The sequence below is a fragment of the Pseudomonas sp. AB6 genome, from assembly GCF_034314105.1.
Lineage (GTDB): Bacteria > Pseudomonadota > Gammaproteobacteria > Pseudomonadales > Pseudomonadaceae > Aquipseudomonas.
Map to the genome: position 1 here is coordinate 1,234,615 of NZ_JAVIWJ010000001.1, position 22,936 is coordinate 1,257,550.

Annotated in this window: 12 protein-coding genes; 8 read left to right on the forward strand and 4 right to left on the reverse strand. The window is 55.3% G+C overall.

Annotated elements, in window-relative coordinates; all coding sequences use genetic code 11:
* Positions 1-75: 75 nt before the first annotated feature.
* From RGW60_RS06015 to RGW60_RS06035, 5 genes are all read left to right on the forward strand, one after another.
* A complete protein-coding gene (locus RGW60_RS06015; protein ID WP_322203015.1) occupies positions 76-1,407 on the forward strand; it encodes an MdtA/MuxA family multidrug efflux RND transporter periplasmic adaptor subunit in 1,332 nt (443 codons plus the stop codon).
* Complete coding sequence (locus tag RGW60_RS06020; protein WP_322203017.1) at positions 1,404-4,514, forward strand: MdtB/MuxB family multidrug efflux RND transporter permease subunit; 3,111 nt, start codon at positions 1,404-1,406, stop codon at positions 4,512-4,514. The genes RGW60_RS06015 and RGW60_RS06020 overlap by 4 nt, the downstream gene beginning before the upstream one ends.
* On the forward strand, positions 4,511-7,618 hold the full coding sequence (locus RGW60_RS06025) for an efflux RND transporter permease subunit (RefSeq protein WP_322203019.1): 3,108 nt from the start codon (positions 4,511-4,513) through the stop codon (positions 7,616-7,618). Before RGW60_RS06020 ends, RGW60_RS06025 begins: the two co-directional genes overlap by 4 nt.
* Complete coding sequence (locus tag RGW60_RS06030; RefSeq protein WP_322203021.1) at positions 7,615-9,081, forward strand: efflux transporter outer membrane subunit; 1,467 nt, start codon at positions 7,615-7,617, stop codon at positions 9,079-9,081. The genes RGW60_RS06025 and RGW60_RS06030 overlap by 4 nt, the downstream gene beginning before the upstream one ends.
* A gap of 171 nt (positions 9,082-9,252) precedes the next feature.
* On the forward strand, positions 9,253-11,358 hold the full coding sequence (locus RGW60_RS06035) for a putative bifunctional diguanylate cyclase/phosphodiesterase (protein WP_322203022.1): 2,106 nt from the start codon (positions 9,253-9,255) through the stop codon (positions 11,356-11,358).
* Positions 11,359-11,444: 86 nt separating this feature from the next.
* Here RGW60_RS06035 and mapR read toward each other — a convergent pair whose 3' ends face one another.
* The 4 genes from mapR to RGW60_RS06055 form a co-directional block, all read right to left on the reverse strand.
* On the reverse strand, positions 11,445-12,854 hold the full coding sequence (gene mapR, locus RGW60_RS06040) for a GntR family transcriptional regulator MpaR (protein WP_322206854.1): 1,410 nt from the start codon (positions 12,852-12,854) through the stop codon (positions 11,445-11,447).
* A gap of 56 nt (positions 12,855-12,910) precedes the next feature.
* Positions 12,911-14,323 carry a cytochrome c oxidase accessory protein CcoG gene (ccoG, locus tag RGW60_RS06045; protein WP_322203024.1) on the reverse strand — a complete coding sequence of 471 codons (1,413 nt, stop codon included), beginning with the start codon at positions 14,321-14,323 and terminating at the stop codon, positions 12,911-12,913.
* A 231-nt stretch (positions 14,324-14,554) separates the two neighbouring features.
* The gene (locus RGW60_RS06050) at positions 14,555-14,776 is read right to left on the reverse strand and encodes a DUF3203 family protein (protein ID WP_322203026.1); all 222 of its coding nucleotides are present in this window, start codon (positions 14,774-14,776) and stop codon (positions 14,555-14,557) included.
* Between the two features lie 98 nt (positions 14,777-14,874).
* Entirely contained in the window at positions 14,875-15,045 is a 171-nt protein-coding gene (locus RGW60_RS06055; protein WP_322203028.1) for a hypothetical protein, read from the reverse strand.
* 268 nt (positions 15,046-15,313) lie between these two features.
* On the opposite strand from RGW60_RS06055, the gene RGW60_RS06060 reads away from it, so the two are divergent.
* From RGW60_RS06060 to glgB, 3 genes are read left to right on the forward strand one after another with little or no spacing between them, the layout of a single operon-like run.
* A complete protein-coding gene (locus RGW60_RS06060; RefSeq protein WP_322203030.1) occupies positions 15,314-17,344 on the forward strand; it encodes an alpha-1,4-glucan--maltose-1-phosphate maltosyltransferase in 2,031 nt (676 codons plus the stop codon).
* A gap of 20 nt (positions 17,345-17,364) precedes the next feature.
* On the forward strand, positions 17,365-20,691 hold the full coding sequence (gene treS / locus RGW60_RS06065; RefSeq protein WP_322203032.1) for a maltose alpha-D-glucosyltransferase: 3,327 nt from the start codon (positions 17,365-17,367) through the stop codon (positions 20,689-20,691).
* A complete protein-coding gene (gene glgB / locus RGW60_RS06070) occupies positions 20,688-22,916 on the forward strand; it encodes a 1,4-alpha-glucan branching protein GlgB (RefSeq protein WP_322203034.1) in 2,229 nt (742 codons plus the stop codon). The genes treS and glgB overlap by 4 nt, the downstream gene beginning before the upstream one ends.
* Positions 22,917-22,936: the final 20 nt, after the last annotated feature.

Here is a 22,936-nt window from a genome sequence, read left to right on the forward strand (position 1 = left end):
CCCTTTGCTTCTCATCCCACAATGCTTATTGTTCTGCCTCTCAATGAAGCCGCCGCGCACAATGGTTGATTATTCATGCAATCGTCTGGCCCCCGCAGTTCCCGTCGTTGGCTGATTAGCCTGTTAGTCCTATTGGTCATCATCGGCCTGTGCTGGAAATTCTGGCCGTCTAACGGATTGCAGCGAGGTGGCGATGATAAAGGTACTTCTACTGCAACCCGCCAAAAAGGCGGAGGCGGTGGGACTAAGAGCGGGGCGCCGAGGCCGGGTTTTGGTGGAGCAACCGGACCGGTTCCTGTCCGGGTGGCAGCGGCAACTTATGGCGATTTCCCTATCCTCTATAAAGCATTGGGCACCGTGACGGCAATGAACACCGTCAACGTGCGTAGTCGCGTGGCAGGAGCATTGGTCAAGATCAACTTTCAAGAAGGACAGATGGTCAAGGCCGGAGACTTGTTGGCTGAAATAGACCCCCGCAGTTATCAAATCCTTTTGGAGCAGGCTCAAGGCACGTTACTGACCAACCAGGCGTTGTTAAAAAATGCGCAGGTTGATCTTGAGCGCTATCGAGACCTGTACGCCGAAGACAGCATTGCCAAGCAGACGCTGGATACTGCTGCATCTCTTGTCAATCAATATGTGGGCACGATAAAGACGAATCAGGCCGCTGTAGGCGACGCTAAACTCAATCTTGAATTCACCAGAATCCGAGCGCCAATCAACGGCCGGGTGGGCTTGAAGCAATTAGACGTCGGCAACCTTGTTGCTGCCAACGACACCACGGCGTTGCTGATTATTACCCAGACCAAACCGATCACGGTGGTTTTTACCCTGCCGGAGAAAGACCTTTCAGCGGTAATCAGCCGCTATCACAGTGGTGACAAATTGCCTGTAGAGGCGTGGGATCGGGGCGACGTGAAGCTGCAAGCCAGCGGTGTATTGGCCAGCCTGGACAACCAGATCGACGTCGCCACTGGCACGCTGAAATTCAAGGCGCGCTTTGAAAACCAGGACGAGGCGCTGTTCCCGAATCAATTCGTTAATGTGCGTTTGCATGCCGACACGCTTAAACATGCGGTCCTGGTGCCTTCAGCAGCCGTTCAATTTGGCACGAATGGCACCTTCGTCTACGTGATGGACGGCGACAAAAAGGTCAAGGTTCGTCAGCTTGTAGCTGGCGCCAGCGATGAGTCTTCCACAGTTATCACCAGCGGTTTGGTCGCAGGCGAGCGTGTAGTGCTGGAGGGCACTGACCGCTTGCGTGATGGTAGTGACGTTGAAGTGGTGAACGATAGCAAAGACGTGCCCGCCACTACAGACCAGAATCTACGGGGCAAACCGCCCCAGGACTCCAGTGAGTCTACCAAGGCTGGCGAGGCTGCCAAGGCGGGCAAAGGCAGCGTATGAACATCTCACGGTTGTTCATCCTGCGTCCGGTAACAACCACCCTGAGCATGTTGGCTATTGTGTTAGCCGGTTTGATTGCTTATACCCTGATGCCGGTCTCAGCATTGCCACAAGTGGATTACCCGACGATTCGGGTCTTGACGCTATATCCCGGCGCGAGCCCTGAAGTCATGACCAGTGCCGTCACTGCACCGTTGGAGCGGCAGTTCGGACAAATGCCCGGCCTCACGCAGATGGCCTCCACCAGTTCGGGGGGAGCTTCGGTTATAACTCTACGGTTTAGCCTGGACCTGAACATGGACGTCGCCGAGCAGGAAGTGCAGGCAGCCATCAACGGCGCCACCAACTTACTGCCAACTGATTTGCCCGCTCCTCCTGTTTACAACAAGGTAAACCCGGCCGATACGCCAGTGCTAACGTTGGCCATTACTTCGAAAACAATGCCCCTGCCCAAGCTTAACGATCTTGTTGATACACGCATGGCGCAAAAAATCTCGCAGATCAGTGGCGTGGGTCTGGTCAGCATCGCTGGCGGCCAACGTCAGGCAGTACGAATCAAGGTCAATCCCGACGCGTTGGCCGCTAATGGATTGAACTTGGCCGATGTGCGCACGCTGATCACTGCGTCTAACGTCAACCAGCCTAAAGGAAGCTTCGACGGCCCGACTCGGGTTTCTACACTTGATGCCAACGACCAGTTGAAGTCAGCTCAGGAATACGCTGACCTGATTCTGGCCTACAAAAACGGCGCACCCTTGCGTCTCAAGGATGTAGCCGAAATCGTCGACGGTGCGGAAAATGATCGGCTGGCTGCGTGGGCCAACGAAAACCAGGCGGTGCTGCTGAATATTCAACGCCAGCCCGGTGCGAACGTGATTCAGGTGGTTGATCGGATTAAGGCGCTGCTGCCGAGCATCACCGATAATTTGCCTGCCGGATTAGACGTTACCGTACTTACCGACCGCACCCAGACGATTCGCGCCTCGGTAAACGATGTGCAGCATGAATTGCTGATCTCAATCATCCTTGTGGTACTGGTAACCTTCCTTTTCCTGCGCAGACTCAGCGCCACGATTATCCCGTCGATTGCAGTCCCACTCTCGCTGGTTGGGACCTTTGGTGTGATGTACCTAGCAGGTTTCTCGGTCAACAACCTGACATTGATGGCGATGACCATCGCCACTGGTTTTGTGGTGGATGATGCCATTGTTATGTTGGAGAACATCTCGCGGCATATTGAAGAGGGCGATACACCGTTTCAAGCGGCGCTCAAAGGTGCGCGGCAAATTGGTTTTACTCTGGTGTCGCTGACCATTTCGCTAATAGCAGTGTTAATTCCATTGCTGTTCATGGCTGATGTGGTTGGGCGATTGTTCCGTGAGTTTGCGATCACCTTGGCCGTCGCGATTCTGATTTCGCTGTTCGTTTCGCTGACGCTGACACCAATGATGTGCGCGCGATTGCTCAAGCGTGAACCAAAATTAGAGGATCAGGGGCGTTTCTACCGGGCCAGCGGTGTCTGGATCGATTGGCTGATAGCTGCGTATGGACGCAAGTTGCGCTGGGTACTAAAACATCAACCACTGACATTACTGGTGGCCGTCGCCACATTAGGGCTAACAGTGTTTCTGTACATGATCGTGCCCAAGGGCTTCTTTCCAGTGCAGGACACCGGGGTCATTCAGGGTATTTCTGAAGCGCCGCAGTCGGTATCGTTTGCTGCCATGAGTGAGCGTCAACAGTCGCTGGCGACCATCGTTTTGCAAGATCCGGCGGTGGAGAGCCTCTCGTCTTACATCGGTGTCGACGGCGACAACGCCACCTTAAACAGCGGGCGCATGCTGATCAATTTAAAGCCGCATAGCGAACGCAGCGTGAGCGCGACGCAAATCATTCGGCGTTTACAACCCGAGCTTGAAAAAATATCTGATATCCGACTGTTCCTTCAGCCGGTGCAAGACTTGACGGTTGAAGACCGGGTCAGTCGCACACAATATCAATTCAGCATGTCGTCACCTGACGCGGCCCTGTTATCGCTGTGGAGCGGCAAGCTGGTGGATGCCTTGATTCAACGTCCGGAATTAAAGGATGTCGCCAGTGACTTGCAGGATAAAGGGTTGCAGGTATATCTGGTCATCGATCGCGATGCAGCCAGTCGAGTCGGTGTCAGCGTAGCCAACATCACCGATGCGCTGTACGACGCGTTCGGTCAGCGACAGATTTCTACCATCTACACTCAGGCCAGCCAGTACCGTGTGGTACTGCAGGCGGCAGTAGGGGTTGACCTTGGTCCTCTGGCGCTGGAGCAGGTTCATGTCAAAACCGCGGCGGGTACTCAGATCAAACTATCGAGTCTGGCGCGGATTGAGCAGCGGCAGGGGCAGCTGGCTATCGCCCACATTGGTCAGTTTCCGGCCGTCATGATGTCTTTCAATTTGGCGCCGGGGGTAGCGCTGGGCAAAGCGGTTGAAGTGATCAACCAGGTCCAGAAGGACATTGGCATGCCGATAGGTGTGCAAACCGAATTCCAAGGCGCAGCACAGGCGTTTGAGGCCTCACTGTCGAGTACGTTGCTGCTGATATTGGCGGCGGTGGTGACCATGTACATCGTACTGGGCGTGCTATACGAAAGTTATATCCACCCGATTACCATTCTTTCAACCTTGCCGTCTGCGGCGGTCGGTGCGTTGTTGGCCTTGTTGATCAGCGGCAATGATTTAGGGATGATCGCGATCATCGGGATTATTCTATTGATTGGCATCGTAAAGAAAAACGCCATCATGATGATTGACTTTGCGCTCGACGCTGAACGTAATCGTGGCATTGCTCCGGAAACCGCGATATACGAAGCGGCGCTGTTGCGTTTTCGGCCCATTTTGATGACGACATTGGCGGCGTTGTTCGGTGCGGTGCCATTGATGCTGGCGAGCGGCTCTGGCGCAGAGCTGCGTCAGCCGTTGGGTCTGGTGATGGTCGGCGGGTTGATGGTGAGTCAAGTATTGACGCTGTTTACGACGCCAGTTATTTATCTATACTTCGACCGGTTAGGTCGGCGCTGGAACCATAAACCGGACACCGCGGCCGACTTGGAACAAGCCAAGGTATGAACCTGTCGGGGCCGTTCATTCGTCGACCGGTGGCGACCATGCTACTGAGCTTGGCGATCATCCTGCTGGGCAGCGTTGCGTTTAATCTACTGCCTGTGTCGTCATTGCCGAACATGGACTTCCCGGTAATCGTCGTCTCGGCCAACTTGCCGGGTGCCAGCCCAGAAGTCATGGCCTCGACCGTGGCCACGCCGTTAGAACGTTCGCTGGGTACTATCCCCGGCATCGCCACCATGAGCAGTCGTTCAAGTCTAGGCTCCACACGGGTGATTTTGCAGTTTGACTTGGACCGCGACATCAATGGCGCGGCGCGGGAAGTTCAAGCCGCTATCAACGCAGCGCGCAACCTGCTGCCCAGCGGTATGCGCAGTATGCCGACCTATAAAAAGATCAATCCTTCCCAAGCGCCGGTCATGGTCTTGTCGTTGACGTCGGATGTGCTGGAAAAGGGCGAACTGTACGATTTGGCGTCGACCATCCTCTCGCAGAGCCTGTCGCAAGTGACCGGCGTCGGTGAGGTGCAAATTGGTGGCAGTTCTTTGCCAGCGGTTCGCATTGAGTTAGAGCCACAGTTACTCAGTCAATATGGCGTGTCGCTGGACGATGTACGCACCACCATCGCCGCTGCCAATGTCCGTAAACCCAAAGGATCAATAGAAGACGCCGACCACAATTGGCAGATTCAGGCCAATGATCAACTAGAGAAAGCCAAAGATTACGCACCGCTTATCATCCGCTACCAGAACGGTGCGGCGTTGCGTCTGAGCCATGTCGCTAAAGTCACCGACGCAGTGGAGGACCGTTACAACAGTGGGTTTTTCAATGACAAACAAGCGGTTTTGCTGGTCATCAATCGCCAGGCGGGCGCCAACATCATCGAGACTGTAGCGCGAATAAAGGCGCAGCTTCCGGCTTTGCAAGCGGTGCTTCCGGCCAGCGTCAAACTGGACTTGGCCATGGATCGCTCGCCCGTGATCAAGGCAACGCTGCATGAAGCCGAAACCACGCTATTGATCGCGGTAGTATTAGTGATTCTAGTGGTGTTCTTTTTTCTCGGAAACTTCCGCGCTTCACTCATTCCAACCTTGGCGGTACCGGTGTCCTTGGTGGGTACCTTCGCCATCATGTATTTGTATGGTTTCTCGCTAAACAACCTGTCGCTGATGGCGCTGATTCTCGCCACAGGGCTGGTGGTGGATGACGCTATTGTGGTGTTGGAAAACATCTCCCGGCACATCGACCGAGGCATACGGCCGATGGAGGCAGCGTACCTCGGCGCCAAAGAGGTCGGTTTTACATTGCTGTCGATGAACGTGTCGTTGGTGGCGGTTTTCCTTTCCATCCTGTTCATGGGTGGAATCATTGCCAGCCTGTTCCGCGAATTTTCCATCACCTTGGCGGCGTCAATCATCGTTTCGCTGTTGGTGTCTTTAACCCTGACGCCGATGCTGTGCGCACGCTGGCTAAAGCCGCACAACCCGGCAACAGAAAACGCCTTGCAGCGCTGGAGTCGTGGGCTAAATGACCGGATGATCGTGGGTTACGATCGCTCCCTTGGCTGGGTATTACGGCATCCCCGGCTGACGCTGTTGAGCTTGTTTGTCACTATCGGTGTCAACTTCGCGCTCTACGTCGTGGTGCCCAAAACCTTCATGCCTCAACAGGACACGGGTCAATTGATCGGTTTCATACGAGGCGATGACGGCCTGTCGTTCGCGGTGATGCAGCCGAAAATGGAAATTTTCCGGCGCGCCGTGCTCGCTGATCCAGCTGTCGACAGCGTAGCGGGGTTTGTCGGTGGCAACGGAGGCACCAGCAACGCCACGATTATCGTGCGCCTCAAGCCAATCGCGGAGCGCAAGTTGGCCGCTGATAAGGTCATCGATCGTTTGCGCAAGAATATGCCGCTGGTGCCTGGAGGAAGGTTATTCCTTCAAGCCGACCAGGATCTGCAGTTTGGTGGCGGCCGTGAGCAAACTACCTCGCAATATCAATACCTCCTGCAGAGCGGTGACCTGGCTAGCCTGCGCTTGTGGTATCCGAAGGTGCTCGAAGCACTCAAGTCGGTGCCAGAACTTACCGCGATCGACGGTCGCGAAGGCCGGGGGGCGCAACAAGTAACGCTGCAGATTGACCGCGACACTGCCAAGCGCTTGGGCATTGATATGAAGATGGTGACGGCGGTGTTGAATAACGCTTACAGCCAGCGGCAAATCTCCACTATTTACGACAGCCTCAACCAGTACGAAGTGGTCATGGAGGTCAACCCTAAATTCGCTCAAGACCCAATAACGCTAGATCAAGTGCAGGTGATTACCGCCTCGGGCGCCCGAGTTCCGTTGTCGAGCATTGCTCACTACGAACGCAGCTTGGCGGACTCCCGAGTGACGCACGACGGGCAGTTCGCTTCTGAGGATATATCCTTTGATCTGGCAGACGGTGCCACCCTTACCCAAGCCTCCGCAGCCGTTGAGCGGGCCGTGGCCAAAATTGGCTTGCCGACCGACGTTATCGCGAAAATGGCGGGTACCGCAGACGCTTTCGCCGCTGCCCAAAAAACTCAACCGTTCATGATTCTGGGCGCGTTAGCGGTGGTGTATCTGGTGCTGGGCATTCTCTATGAAAGCTATATTCACCCCCTGACTATTCTTTCGACCCTGCCGTCAGCCGGAGTGGGTGCCTTGCTTACCATCTACATGGTGGGCGGCCAATTCAGCCTGATCTCGTTGCTGGGCCTGTTTTTGTTGATCGGCGTGGTGAAGAAAAACGCCATTCTGATGATCGATTTGGCGCTGCAACTGGAGCGTGACCAAGGCATGAGCCCGATGGACTCGATCCGCAGCGCTTGCTTGCAACGGCTGCGACCGATATTGATGACTACGTTAGCGGCGATTCTCGGGGCAGTGCCTTTATTGCTGAGCAGCGCTGAAGGAGCAGAAATGCGTCATCCATTGGGCCTGACCATTATCGGTGGCCTGATCTTCAGTCAGATACTGACCCTCTACACCACCCCGGTGGTTTACCTTTATCTCGACCGTCTTCGCCATCGCGTCAATAAATGGCGTGGCGTGCGTACTGATGCCGCATTGGAAACTCCGTTATGAACGACCGCCTGCACATCTCTTCCGTTTTTCAGCGGCCCGTGCACTGGCTCGGTACCGGCCTTTGCGTGCTGCTGCTTAGTGCCTGCGCGGTCGGGCCGGACTATAAAAAACCGACTGTGACCACGCCCGTCCAATTCAAGCAGGCGCTGGGCTGGCGTCAAGCAACGCCTAACGACGCGTTGAAGCGGGGTGCATGGTGGGAGGTTTATGGCGATGAGCAACTCAACGGGTTGGTGGAAAAGCTCAATACTTCCAACCAGACTGTCGCGCAATATGACGCTCAATATCGACAAGCCCAAGCGTTGGTCCGTAGCGCCCGCGGTGCTTTTTTTCCGACACTTGGTCTGACCACTACTAAAAACCGCTCTAGTCAGGGAATTGGCAGCAGCAGCTCAAGCCTGAGCAGTTCGAGCAGTGGCATCCGGGACACTTATAACGCTCAGTTGAATGTCAGTTGGGAAGCCGATATCTGGGGAAAATTACGCCGCATAAGGGAAGCCGACCAGGCCAGTGCTCAGGCCAGTCTGGCTGATCTGGCATCTATGCGTCTGAGCCTGCAATCGCAACTGGTGCAGAATTATTTGCAGTTACGGGTAATCGATGAGCAGAAACGCTTGCTTGAGGCCACGGTAGAGGCTTACCAGCGTTCATTGACGACTACGCAAAACCAATACCGTCATGGTGTTTCTGGGAAGGATGCGGTCGCGCAGGCGCAGACCCAGCTTAAAAGTACCCAAGCAGACTTGATTGACCTGATTTGGCAGCGCGCGCAGTTCGAGAATGCCATTGCGGTATTGATGGGACAAGCTCCGGCAGACTTCAGCCTGGCCGCCATCACCTCAGTTCCGGCACTGCCGGAGATACCGCTGCAAGTGCCTTCCCGGTTGCTTGAACGACGCCCCGACATCGCGGCGGCGGAACGGTCAGTGATGGCCGCTAACGCTAATATTGGCGTAGCAATAGCTGCTTACTATCCCGACTTGAGCTTGAGCATGAACGGCGGTTATAGCAGCTCCACATTCGCCAACTGGATCAGTCTGCCGAACCGCTTCTGGTCGGTCGGACCCCAGCTGGCGACCACATTGTTTGACGGTGGGCAACGTTCGGCTGAAGTCGATCGCACTGAGGCAGTCTACGATCAGACCGTGGCTCAATACCGACAAACCGTGCTGAACGGTTTTCAGGAAGTCGAAAACTATCTGGTCAAGCTCAAGGTCTATCAAGACGAAGCGGTGGTGCGCGCCGAAGCGTTAGACGCGGCGCGTGAGTCACTTCGCTTGACCAATAACCAGTACAAGGCTGGGTTGATCGCCTACCTGGACGTGGTAACGGTGCAAACCACGGCGTTAAGTAATGAAAGAAGCGTGCTGACCCTCCTGCAAAGTCGACTTATTGCTAGTGTTCAATTAATCGCCGCGTTGGGCGGTGGCTGGGATGCGGAAAATGGATTGACCCTCCGATAATCAATCTTACGGTCAGGAATATTGCCCTTGCGGCTGGTATGCCTTAGTTATTTACTGAATCAACGCTTCGGATTCAACTAAACAGTCCGCGACTTCTTGTACAAGTTGAGTACACTATTAAGCTTTTATTTGGGCAAAATATTGTTATCCGCCCGGATCACGAGAAGCCGCATGCTCATTGGTAACTACACACCATCGTTGGTCTTGATCTCCGTATTTGTGGCGATATTGGCCTCTTATACCGCGCTGGATCTGACCGGTCGGATTGCAACGGCAAAAGGGCGTGCCGCCTACATGTGGATAGGCGGTGGTGCATTGGCTATGGGCACCGGCGTGTGGTCGATGCATTTCATCGGGATGCTCGCGTTTCACCTGCCCATCGAATTAGGTTTTGATATACCAATTACCCTGTTGTCGTTGTTAATTGCCATTCTCGCTTCCGGGTTCGCCCTTTGGCTGGTCAGTCAACCGCAGCTACCCTTACTGCAACTGGGTTTTGGCGCATTGATTATGGGTGCCGGGATCAGTGGCATGCATTATTGCGGGATGGCCGCATTGCGCATGCAGCCCGGTATTGATTACGACCCTTTTCGTGTAACCCTTTCACTGCTTATTGCTTTTAGTGCGTCGGCGGCGGCGCTGTGGACCGCTTTTCGTCTGCGTCAGCAGGCTCCCTATGTGCGCTTGATCCGCGCCGGAGCGGCAGTGTTTATGGGGGCGGCGATTGTCGGCATGCATTACACCGGCATGGCTGCGGCCACCTTTGCAGAGGGTAGTTTCTGTGGCGCAGTGGGCACCGGCTTACGCTTCAACGGGCTGGACATGTTAGTCCTGATCACCAGCCTGGCGGTGCTGAGCATCGCCCTGCTTACGTCGGTTCTCGATGCGCGGCTGGAAGCGCGCACCACTGTATTGTCCGATTCGCTCAGCATGGCCAATCAAGAGCTGACGCATTTGGCGTTGCATGACACGCTGACTGGTTTGCCAAATCGCGTTTTGCTGGCCGAACGTGTTGAACAGGCCATGCGCAAAGCTGATGAACATGGCGGCAGCTTCGCACTCATGTTTATGGACCTTGATGGCTTCAAACCTATAAATGATGCCTTTGGCCACTATCTTGGTGACCAGCTGTTGCGCCAGGTCGCATTACGGCTGCGCAAGGAACTCACTAGCCAAAATACCTTAGCGCGTATCGGCGGTGATGAGTTCGTGTTGCTGGTCGACTTAGGCGAGCGCGCTGACGTCACGGCATTCGCTTCCCGCCAGGTTGCCTTGATGAGCCAACCGTTTATTGTTGCCGAAAACACAGTGCAAATTTCTGCGAGCATTGGCATTGCTTTATATACCGGGAGCGGTGAGACGCAGCATGAGTTGCTGATGAATGCCGATGCCGCGATGTACCACGCTAAAGCGGCAGGAAAAAACGGCTTCAGCTATTTCGACGTTTCAATGAACACCAACGCGCGCAATCAATTGCAGTTGCTGCAGGACTTGCGTACCGGACTTAAAGAGCAACAGTTTTGCCTGTATTACCAGCCTAAATTCGATGCGCTGACGGGCCTGCCGATAGGGGCTGAAGCGCTATTGCGCTGGCAACATCCACAACAAGGGTTACTGTTGCCTGACAAGTTTATTGGCTTGGCAGAAAAAACCGGTTTGATCATCCCTATCGGCGACTGGGTACTTAACGAAGCCTGTCGCCAGATGCGTGTCTGGTACCAGCAGGGCTACACCCATTGGCGGATCGCGGTCAACCTCTCTGCGCTGCAGTTTTGCCATGCAGGTTTAGTCAGTAGCGTTGCCACGGCGCTAGAACTGCATCAGTTGCCCGCCAATAGCCTGACATTGGAAATCACTGAAAGCACGGCCATGAGTGACGCCGATGCGAGCATGACGGTGCTTCGACAGTTGGCGGGAATGGGCGTTGACTTGTCCATTGATGACTTCGGCACCGGCTATTCCAGCTTGATGTATCTTAAGCGTCTGCCAGCCAATGAAATCAAGATCGACCGTGGCTTCGTTCGTGATTTGGAACATGACAGCGATGACGCCGCTATTGTCTCGGCCATCGTCTCCGTGGGTCAGGCGCTGGGCCTTCGCATCGTTGCCGAGGGGGTTGAAACCAACGTCCAGCAAAATTTTTTGACTCGTCTAGGCTGCGATTCACTGCAAGGTTTTCTGCTGGGGCATCCGCTTCCCGCCGAAGAATTCATGGCGGATATCCATGCCGCAGAAGCGCAGTCAGGTGAGCAGTCGCAAGTTATACCTGAGATGTGAAGTTCGTGGTTTTTCTTCGAAAATACCTGGATAGGTGGCAAAAAAACTGCGGTTAGGCTCCGCCAGGGGATACGTTATCTTTTCGCTCAGAACGAACGAATAATTCGCCCCAGGGTTTCCATGGCTTTCTCTGCTGTCTCGTTCCAAGGACTGCCGTAGTTAAGGCGGATACAGTTATTAAAGCGTTGGGTCGGTGAAAATATCGGCCCGGGGGCAATGCTGATGCCTTGGGCCAGGGCCATCTGAAACAACTTCAACGAATCCATTTGCTCGGGCAGTTCCAGCCACAGAAAGTAGCCGCCTGCGGGCTGGCTGACCCGGGTTTGTGCCGGGAAGTAGCGGACGATGGCGCTGAGCATGGCGGCTTGTTGCTCCTCCAGCGCGTAGCGCAGTTTACGCAGATGGCGGTCATAGCCGCCGTGTTGCAGGTAGTCGGCAATGGCTGCTTGGGCGGGCATTGACGCGCAGAGCGAGGTCATCAATTTGAGCCGCTCGACTTTTTGCGCGTAGCGTCCTGCGGCGACCCAGCCAATCCGATAGCCAGGCGCTAGGCTTTTGGCAAACGAGCCGCAGTGCATCACCAAACCATCGGTGTCGAACGCTTTAGCAGGTTTTGGCGCTTGGGAGCTGTAATACAATTCGGCATACACATCGTCTTCGATCAGGGGCACTTGATGTTGACGCAACAACTCCATCAATTGCCGCTTCTTGGCTTCGGGCATGGTTGCCCCCATAGGGTTCTGAAAACTGGTCATGCACCAACAGGCTTTGATCGGGTGGCGATCCAAGGTCTGGGCCAGTACCTCAAGATCGATACCATCACGAGGGTGAACCGGAATTTCAATCGCTTTGAGCTTGAGGCGCTCTAATACCTGCAAGCAGGCGTAAAACGCAGGGGCTTCGATGGCGACCAGATCGCCGGGCTCAGTCACAGCTTGTAGGCACAAGTTCAGCGCTTCAAGCGCGCCATTAGTGATGATTAATTCTTCCATGGGTAGCATCAAGCCGCAGACCATGTAGCGCAGAGCGATTTGCCGCCGTAGCTGGGGATGGCCGGGCGACATGTCAGTGACAACCATGCGCGGGTCCATGTCGCGCGCTGCACTGGCCAGCGAACGGGCCAACCGCTGCAAGGGAAACAACATAGGACTCGGAAATGCTGAACCAAACGGCACGGTTTGCGGGTCTTTAATTGAATCAAGCACCGAGAACACCAACTCGCTGACATCCACCTCGGTGGACTCGCTGACCTGATGACTGATCACTGGTTCAGAAAACTGCCTAGGCGCGTTGTTAGTGACGAAATAGCCGGAGCGAGGCCTTGCCCTGATCAGCCCGCGACGCTCCAGCAAATAGTAAGCCTGGAACACCGTCGAAGGGCTGACGCCGTAAGACTGGCTTGCGTAACGCACCGAAGGTACTCGCTCGCCGGGCCCCAGCACCCCAGAGCGGATCAGTTCAGCGATGTCTTCGGCAAACTTTTCATAGCGTTTCATCGGTGCTCGCTGGCTGACAATCGGTGGAAAATAGTGCATGAACCGTTCCGAGATAATCACCGATTGAGCGGCGCAACAAACCGGCTTTGTGCCAAGCTGCGGACACTGGAATCAGCATCGTCTACCACCTCAAAACTGATGCTCTGGGAACTGCTGGTCGGGTGGTCGGCGATCATCGCCACCGATACCGGAATGTCGATGATTTCCCCCGCCGCGAGACTGATTTGAGCCTTGCCGTGATACTCCAAGCCTGCACCCTCGACCAGCGCCAGATGATACTGCTGTGGCTGCTGAGTTTTGTTGATGATTTTCAGGCTATAGATATTTTCGATCTGGCCTTGGCTATTTTCGCGGAACATACCTCGGTCCTTGCTGACGTCCAACGAGACCATCGGCCGCTCGACCAGCGACAACACCAGCGCGCCGATCATCAATGCCAACACCGCGCAATAGCCGATCAAGCGTGGCCGAAGCAGGTGGGTATGACCGCCTTCGAGGGTGCGTTCGGAGGTATATCTGACCAAGCCGCGTTCATAGCCCATTTTGTCCATGATCGAGTCGCAGGCGTCGATGCACGCTGCGCAGCCGATGCATTCCATCTGCAAACCGTCGCGGATGTCGATGCCGGTGGGGCAGACCTGCACGCACACTTGGCAATCTATGCAATCACCTAGCCCGACCGAGGAGGGCTCGACGTCACGTTTACGCGGGCCGCGATTTTCGCCACGTGCCGCGTCATAGGAAACGGTGAGGGTGTCTTTGTCGAACATCACGCTTTGAAACCGCGCATATGGGCACATGTGCATGCATACCGCTTCGCGCAGCCAGCCGGCATTGATATACGTCGCCGCCGCGAAGAACAGCACCCAGAACAAGCTGACACCGCTTAATTGCAGGGTCAGCATTTCTATGGCCAGTGGCCGAATCGGGGTGAAGTAGCCCACAAAGGTCAGGCCGGTCAAAACGCTGATCACCAGCCATAAGCCGTGCTTGGCGGATCGTCTCAGTAGTTTATTCACTCCCCACGGCGCGGCTTGTAGCTTGATCCGCTGATTGCGTTCGCCTTCGGTAAGTTTTTCGCACCACATGAAGATCCAGGTCCAGGAACTTTGTGGGCAGGTATAACCGCACCACACGCGCCCGGCGAATACCGTGATAGCGAACAAACCAAAGGCGCAGATGATCAGCAGCGCAGACAACAGAATGAAATCCTGCGGCCAAAACGTCGCGCCAAAGATATGGAATTTGCTATCAGCCAGATCCCAGAGCACCGCTTGGCGGCCGCTCCAGTCCAACCATACCGTGCCGAAAAAAAGCAGGAACAGAAGTCCCGTCCCGCTCAAGCGCACAGTGCGGAACAGGCCGGTGAAACTGCGGGTGTGGATCAGTGTGTCGTTGGACCTGGCCTTTGATCTTGCACGGGAAGGTTCAACCAATTCAATGATCTGGACGGGGATGCGCTCGCTCATAGTAAGTACTCATCAGCCTCGATCAGGCCAATGAACTATGGGCGCGCAACTGGTTGCATAACAGACTCAGGTATTTGAATAAAAAGCAGATCAGATAGGCCATTTGTCCTAGGGATTTGCTAGGTTTTAAAGCATTTAGATGCCGGTAGGTCCGAACCTTTTGGTGAGAATTGCCGCTGGGTACGCCTGACACACCGCCTCCGTCGGCAAGCCAATTGCAACAGAACTCCTTCAATCCACCACGGTATGGTGCCGTTTATCCAGAGCGCCTAACACCGTCAATGAATCCGCCTCGTCTTCGGTAATGGACACGCTTTGGCCGTCGATTTGGGCTTCAGACATGTGCGTGGCGTCATTGGTAATGATCACTACCTCGATAATGGGGCTTTCATAGCGCACCTCTTCAATGACGGCGGAGCAGTGCTCGCGGGTGTTGTCAAATTGCAATGGCATGGTTGTTTTCCTCTCAGTGCTTCACTAGCGTCTGCCCTCGCTATACGACAAACCTCGCGACTGAAGGCCTAAGGTTTGGTCGCACTTAAGGGCATTAGTCATAAAAACGCTTTGCCAAGAATTGCCGGCGATTGCTCGGGAGGTGGATCACCTTTGGGCGGCTCCATCACGGGTGGCATTGTCGGGGGTTCCTTCCCGGGCGGTGGCGTCGGCAAAGCAGGGTCGTCGATCATTGGGTCAGGCGTTTCGGGCGGGATAGGGATGTTCATTGGGCTACCTCCTCATTGCTATGTGTCAAGGTTTAACAGGTGAACGGTTCGACCACATCCAATGGGTAAATGATGCTCGCATCCGACGAAGAGCCGTCTACGCTCACCCTCGCACCCAAACCCTTTTGAACTTTTTCCGCCCGTCCACGTTCGGAAACTATGCGGCCCCGTGAGGTGGAACAGCGCAGGATGGGCTCGCTCTTTCTTTTTAATTGTGTGATTTTTTGCCGGAGAGCGTCTTTTATAAGGGCGTGAGGAGTGATGCTCGATGAATGTGACCGCAGATCAGCCCTACGGCCCGGATTCTTTGGCCCGCGATGTACCGCATCAAACTCAACCGTTGACCCTGACCCAAGCGCTGCAATTGCCGCGCATCGTAATTGAAGACACGATGCCGGCGATCGAGGGCGGGCTGTTTGCGGTCAAGGCGATCGTCGGCCAGCCGATTGTGGTGACCAGTAAGGTATTCGCTGACGGTCACGACAAGCTGGCGGTGGTGATTCGTTGGCGGGCTGCCGATGAGGAACAGTGGCACAGCGCGCCGATGCAGGAACTGGTTAACGACAGTTGGGTCGGTGAGTTCGTCCCGTCGTCAGTTAGCCGCAACGTGTTTCGTCTTGAAGCCTGGATTGATCAATTCGCCAGTTACCGCTATGAGTTGCAGAAAAAACATGCGGCCGGCGTGCCTATTGATTTGGAGTTGGAAGAGGGCCGTATTCATCTTAGCCAGGCGATGGAGCGCAATGAAGGCGAACTACACGATCGCCTGGCCGCTGTGATTGAGCAGTTTGCGAGCTGCGATCTGGAAGGCAAAGTCGCACTGTTGCAGAACCGTGAAACGACTTCGCTGATGGCTAAAGCTGAAAATCATGCGTATTTGAGCCGCAGCGTCGAGTTTCCGGTGGACGTAGAGCGGGAGCTGGCCCAGTTCGCCAGTTGGTATGAGCTGTTTCCGCGCTCGATCACTGACGACCCTGCACGGCATGGCACCTTCAATGATGTGCTTGGTCGGTTGCCGATGATTCACGACATGGGTTTTGACGTGTTGTATTTCCCGCCGATCCATCCCATTGGCCGTGCGCATCGCAAGGGCCCGAACAATTCGCTAGAAGCCGGACCCGACGATCCGGGCAGCCCTTATGCCATTGGCAGTGTCGAAGGCGGCCACGACGCGATTCACCCGCAATTGGGTACCCGTGTTGATTTTCGCAATCTGGTCAAAGCTGCTGCTGAACACGGCCTGGAAATCGCTCTCGATTTTGCTATTCAGTGCTCCCAGGATCACCCGTGGCTCAAGGAGCATCCGGGTTGGTTTTCGTGGCGTCCCGATGGTTCGATTCGGTATGCGGAAAACCCGCCGAAAAAATATCAGGATATCGTCAACGTCGACTTCTACGCGCCGGATTCGATTCCCAGTTTGTGGCTGGAGCTGCGGGACGTGGTGTCGGGTTGGGTCGAAGAGGGCGTGAAGATTTTTCGGGTCGATAATCCGCACACCAAACCGCTACCGTTCTGGCAATGGATGATTGCCGACATTCGCCATGAACACCCGGACGTGATGTTCCTCGCAGAAGCATTTACCAAGCCGGCGATGATGGCGCGTCTGGGTAAAGTCGGGTACTCCCAGAGCTACACCTATTTCACTTGGCGCAACAGCAAGGCCGAGCTGTCGGAATACTTTGCTCAACTCAATGAATCGCCATGGCGCGACTGTTATCGACCCAATTTTTTCGTTAACACGCCAGACATAAACCCAGGCTTTCTGCATGAGTCGGGGCGTGCCGGGTTTCTGATTCGGGCGGCGCTGGCGACGATGGGGTCGGGCTTGTGGGGCATGTATTCAGGGTTCGAGCTGTGCGAGTCGGCGCCGATACCCGGCAAGGAAGAGTACCTGGACTCAGAGAAATATCAGCTGCGGCCGCGGGATTACACCGCACCGGGCAATATCATCGCCGAAATTGCTCAACTCAACCGCATTCGTCGCCAGAACCCTGCGTTGCAGACCCATTTGGGCCTGAAGCTCTATAACGCGTGGAACGACAATATTTTGTATTTTGGCAAACGCAGTGCCGACGGCAGCAACTTTATTTTGATCGCGGTCAGCCTTGATCCGGTTAACGCTCAGGAGGCGAGCTTTGAATTGCCGTTGTGGGAAATGGGCCTGCCCGACGATGCCGCAACATCGGGTGAGGACTTGATGACCGGCCACCGCTGGACCTGGTACGGCAAGTACCAATGGATGCGCATCGACCCTACTTATCAGCCATTTGGCATTTGGCGTATCCAGACCACGAATTAAGCATTAACAAGGAACTAAAGATGGCGAAGAAACCGAGGAGTGCGGCCTTCATCGATGACCCTCTGTGGTACAAGGACGCGGTCATTTATCAGGTTCATGTGAAATCTTTTTTTGATTCGAATAACGATGGGATAGGTGACTTCCCCGGCCTTATCGCCAAGCTCGATTACATCGCCGATCTGGGGGTTAATACGATCTGGCTGCTGCCGTTTTATCCTTCTCCACGCCGCGATGACGGCTATGACATTGCTGACTATCGTGGCGTCCACAGCGACTACGGCACCATGGCCGATGCCAAGAAGTTCATCGCTGAGGCCCATGGGCGCGGGTTACGGGTTATCACTGAACTGGTCATTAACCACACCTCTGACCAGCACCCCTGGTTTCAGAAAGCTCGTGCTTCCAAGCGTGGCTCCAAAGCGCGGGATTTTTATGTGTGGTCAGACAGCGACCAGAAATACGACGGGACGCGAATCATTTTTCTCGACACCGAAAAATCCAACTGGACGTGGGACCCGGTTGCAGATCAGTACTTCTGGCACCGTTTTTATTCACACCAGCCGGACTTAAACTTCGATAACCCGGCAGTGATGGACGCTGTACTGGAAGTGATGCGTTATTGGCTAGACATGGGCATCGACGGTCTGCGTCTCGACGCAATCCCATATTTGATTGAGCGCGACGGGACCAATAACGAAAACCTGCCTGAAACACATCAGGTGTTGAAGAAGATTCGTGCCGAGATCGACGCCAATTACCCTGATCGCATGCTGTTGGCCGAGGCTAATCAATGGCCTGAAGACACGCAGATGTACTTCGGCGACACCAAAGGCAAAGACGGTGACGAGTGCCATATGGCGTTCCACTTTCCGCTGATGCCGCGCATGTACATGGCGGTGGCGCAGGAAGACCGTTTTCCGATCACCGATATTTTGCGTCAGACCCCGGAAATTCCGGAAAACTGTCAGTGGGCGATTTTCCTGCGCAACCACGATGAATTGACCTTGGAAATGGTCACCGATCGTGAGCGCGACTACTTGTGGAATTACTACGCCGCTGACCGCCGTGCTCGGATCAACCTGGGTATTCGTCGTCGGTTGGCGCCGTTGGTCCAGCGTGATCGGCGGCGTGTTGAACTGCTCATCAGCATGTTGCTGTCGATGCCCGGTACGCCGACGTTGTACTACGGCGACGAGATCGGCATGGGCGACAACATTTACCTCGGTGACCGCGACGGGGTACGAACGCCGATGCAATGGTCCATCGACCGCAATGGCGGTTTTTCCCGTGCCGACCCGGCGAGCCTGGTGCTTCCACCGATCATGGACCCGCTTTACGGCTACCAATCGGTGAACGTCGAAACTCAGAATAATGATCCGCATTCCTTACTGAATTGGAATCGTCGGATGTTATCGGTGCGTAAACAGCAGAAAGCTTTCGGGCGTGGCACGTTGAAAATGCTCTCGCCGACCAACCGCCGAATTTTGGCCTATACCCGGGAATACACCGGTCCCGACGGCAAGACTGAAATCATTCTGTGTGTGGCCAACGTGTCCGCTGCCGCTCAGGCGGCGGAGCTGGAGCTGTCACCGTTTACCGGGATGGTGCCGGTGGAAATGCTCGGCGGCAGTGCGTTTCCGCCTATCGGTCAACTGACGTACCTGCTGACGTTGCCACCTTATGGTTATTACTGGTTCTTGCTGGCGGCGGAAAATCAAATGCCCAGTTGGCATGTCGAGCCGGCGCAGAGCATGCCGGACTTCCCGACGATGGTGTTGAAAAAGCGTCTCGAAGAACTGCTCGACGAGCCGTTACGTAGCGTGATGGAGAAGACCTCTCTGGCGGTGTATCTGCCCAAGCGCCGTTGGTTTGCAGGCAAGGACAAAGCCATTGATCAAGTCAAAATTGCCTATGCCGTGCGTTTTGGCGATGTTCAGCATCCGGTGCTGTTGAGCGAGCTGGAAGTGACGGCCGGCGACCATCAAGGTCGCTACCAATTGCCGTTCGGTCTATTGGCGGAGGATGAAGTCAGCAGCGCGTTGCCACAGCAATTGGCGTTGGCGCGGGTTCGACGCGGGCGTCAGGTTGGCTTCATCACCGATGCGTTTACCCTGGAAACCTTCATCCGCGCTGTGGTTCAGGGTATGCAAGCTGAAACCGTACTGCCCTGCAGCGAAGGCGAAATACGGTTTGAGCAGACGCCGGAAATGACCCATCTGGGCCTGACCAACGAATCCGAAGTGCGTTACTTATCGGCGGAGCAGTCCAACAGCTCGGTAGTAGTGGGCGGCAGTCTGGTGCTGAAAATGATTCGTCGCGTCAGTGCCGGTACTCACCCGGAATTGGAAATGGGCGCATACCTGACAGCGGCGGGATTCAAATACATTTCACCGTTACTGGGTTCAGTGGTGCGGGTCGACAATGATGGGCAGGACAATTTGTTAATGATCGCTCAGGGCTACTTGAGCAATCAGGGCGATGCGTGGGAATGGACTCAAAACAACCTTGAACGCGCTGTGCGTGACGAGTTGGCTCGCGGGCGCTCGGACTTGGATCAGCACTTCAATGCGCTGCTGGAACTTTCGGACTTCTCTGCCTTGTTGGGGCAGCGACTGGGCGAGATGCACCAAATATTGGCAGCGCCGACCGACGATCCCGACTTTGTTGCGCAGCTTACCAGCGCAAAAGACAGTGAAGCGTCGGGCCAAAGTGTCGTGGCGCAAATGGAGCATGCGCTGGAGTTGCTTGAGCTACACCGCAGCAAGTTGGAAGCTGACGACCAAGCCTTGGTCTCGGAGTTATTGAGTCAACGCAAACAGGTGCTGGCCCATATCAAAGACCTGGCCAAGCGTTCAGTGGGCGGGTTGCGGCTGAGGGTGCATGGTGATTTACACCTTGGCCAGGTGTTGGTGGTCAAGGGTGACGCTTACCTGATCGACTTTGAAGGTGAGCCAGCACGTGCGCTTATCGAACGCAGGGCCAAGTACAGTCCGTTTAAAGACGTCAGTGGCGTATTGCGTTCGTTCGACTATGCAGCAGCGATGGCCGTGCGCAATGCCCAAGCCGTCGATAGCTCCGTAGAAGCTAAAACCGCACGTCAAACGGTGGCCGATACGTACTTGTCCCAAGCCCGCCAAGCGTTTATTGAAAGTTATCGAACGGCTACCACGGGCATGGCCCACGCCTGGAAAGACAGTAATGGCGAAGCTGCGGCGTTGGAATTGTTTACCTTGGAAAAAACCGCATATGAAGTTGTTTACGAAGCTGAGCATCGTCCCAACTGGTTGGCCGTGCCCTTGCAAGGCTTACGTGGACTGCTGACTTTGTCTGATGGAGAACGAACATGAGTGCACATAAGGAACACGGCAGAGGCACAGTGCAAATGCTGCCCGGTGCGGCCGACATGGACGCGTTGATTCGCGCCGAACACCATGACCCGTTTTCGATGCTTGGCCCTCATGACGATGGCAAGGGCGGTCAGTACGTCCGCGCTTACCTGCCTGACGCACTGAGCGTAAAGGTTCTGGCGCGAGACGGTGAGCACGAACTGATCACCCTGGAAATGAGTTCGACGCCGGGTTTTTTTGCAGGGCACCTCGCACATTCCCAACCCTATTTGTTGAAAGTCAGTTGGGCGGGTGGTGAGCAAATTACTGAAGACCCTTATAGCTTCGGTCAGCTACTGGGCGAAATGGATCTGTACCTGTTTGCGGAAGGTAATCACCGGGACCTGAGCAGTTGCCTGGGCGCACAGGTGATGAATGTCGATGGTGTTGACGGGGTTCGCTTCGCGGTTTGGGCGCCTAACGCTAAACGCGTCTCGGTGGTGGGCTCGTTCAACAATTGGGACGGACGTCGTCACCCGATGCGGGCACGGTATCCGTCTGGCGTATGGGAGGTGTTCATTCCTCGTCTGAAGCCAGGTGAAGCCTATAAATATGAAATTCTTGGGGCCGACGGGATTCTCCCGCTCAAGGCGGACCCGGTGGCGCTCGCGACCCAGATGCCACCAGAAACAGCGTCGGTGGTTGCAACGCCGTTGAATCACGACTGGCAAGACAGCAATTGGATGCAATCGCGTGGTGGACGTCATTCACCGAAAGCGCCGCTGTCGATTTACGAGTTGCACGCCGGCTCGTGGCAGCTTGATCACAGCGACGAGTTCGTGGTGCGCCAGTACAACTGGCAAGAACTGGGCGATCGCTTGATTCCCTACATCAAGGAATTGGGCTTTACCCATATCGAACTCATGCCGATCATGGAGCATCCGTTTGGTGGTTCATGGGGGTATCAGCCGCTGTCACAATTCGCCCCGACGGCTCGCTACGGTTCGCCGCAAGACTTTGCCGAATTCGTCGATGCCTGTCACCGTGCAGAAATTGGCGTGATCCTCGATTGGGTGCCGGCGCATTTTCCGACCGATACCCACGGTTTGGCCCAGTTCGATGGCACCGCGTTGTACGAATACGGCAATCCTCAAGAAGGTTTCCACCAGGATTGGGACACGCTGATCTATAACTTGGGCCGCACTGAGGTCCACGGTTTCATGCTGGCGTCGGCGTTGCATTGGCTCAAGCATTTCCACATCGACGGCTTGCGGGTCGATGCCGTTGCCTCAATGCTCTACCGCGATTATTCGCGCAAAGCCGGGGAGTGGGTGCCCAATCGCCACGGTGGTCGGGAGAACCTCGAAGCCATCGATTTCCTGCGCCACCTCAACGACGTTGTCGCGTTGGAAGCACCGGGTTCGATGGTGATTGCCGAAGAATCCACGGCGTGGCCCGGCGTTAGCCAATCGACGCAACAGGGCGGATTGGGCTTCCAGTACAAATGGAATATGGGATGGATGCACGACACCCTGCACTACATGGAGCAGGACCCGATCCATCGCGCTCACCACCACAGTGAGTTGAGTTTCGGTCTGGTGTATGCCTGGTCGGAGAAATTTGTTTTGCCGATCTCCCACGACGAAGTGGTTCACGGTAAACACTCACTGATCGACAAGATGCCGGGTGATCGCTGGCAGAAGTTCGCTAACTTGCGTGCCTACTTGACCTTCATGTGGACCCATCCCGGCAAAAAACTTCTATTCATGGGTTGCGAGTTCGGCCAGTGGCGCGAGTGGAACCATGACGAGCAGCTGGATTGGTATTTGCTGCAATACGCCGAGCACATCGGTGTTAAGACGCTGGTCAGTGACCTTAACCGCCTCTATCGCCAGGAACCTGCGTTGCATGATCGCGATTGCGAGCCGATGGGCTTTCAGTGGGTGATTGGCGATGATGCCACCAACAGCGTGTTCGCTTACATGCGCTGGAGCGCCGAGGGCGAACCGGTGCTGATCGTGGCGAACCTAACCCCAGTGCCGCGCGAGGCTTACCGTGTTGGCGTACCGTTCGAAGGGCCGTGGATTGAACTGCTAAACAGTGACGCTGACACCTACGCCGGTTCTAACGTCGGTAATGGTGGGGAAGTCAAGTCGGTGGAAAGTAAAAGCCATGGTCAGCCGTTTTCTCTGCAATTGAACTTGCCGCCGTTGGCTGTCTTGATTTTGAAGCCCAAACCCGAGTGACAGTACCTGCGCCGCGGCTT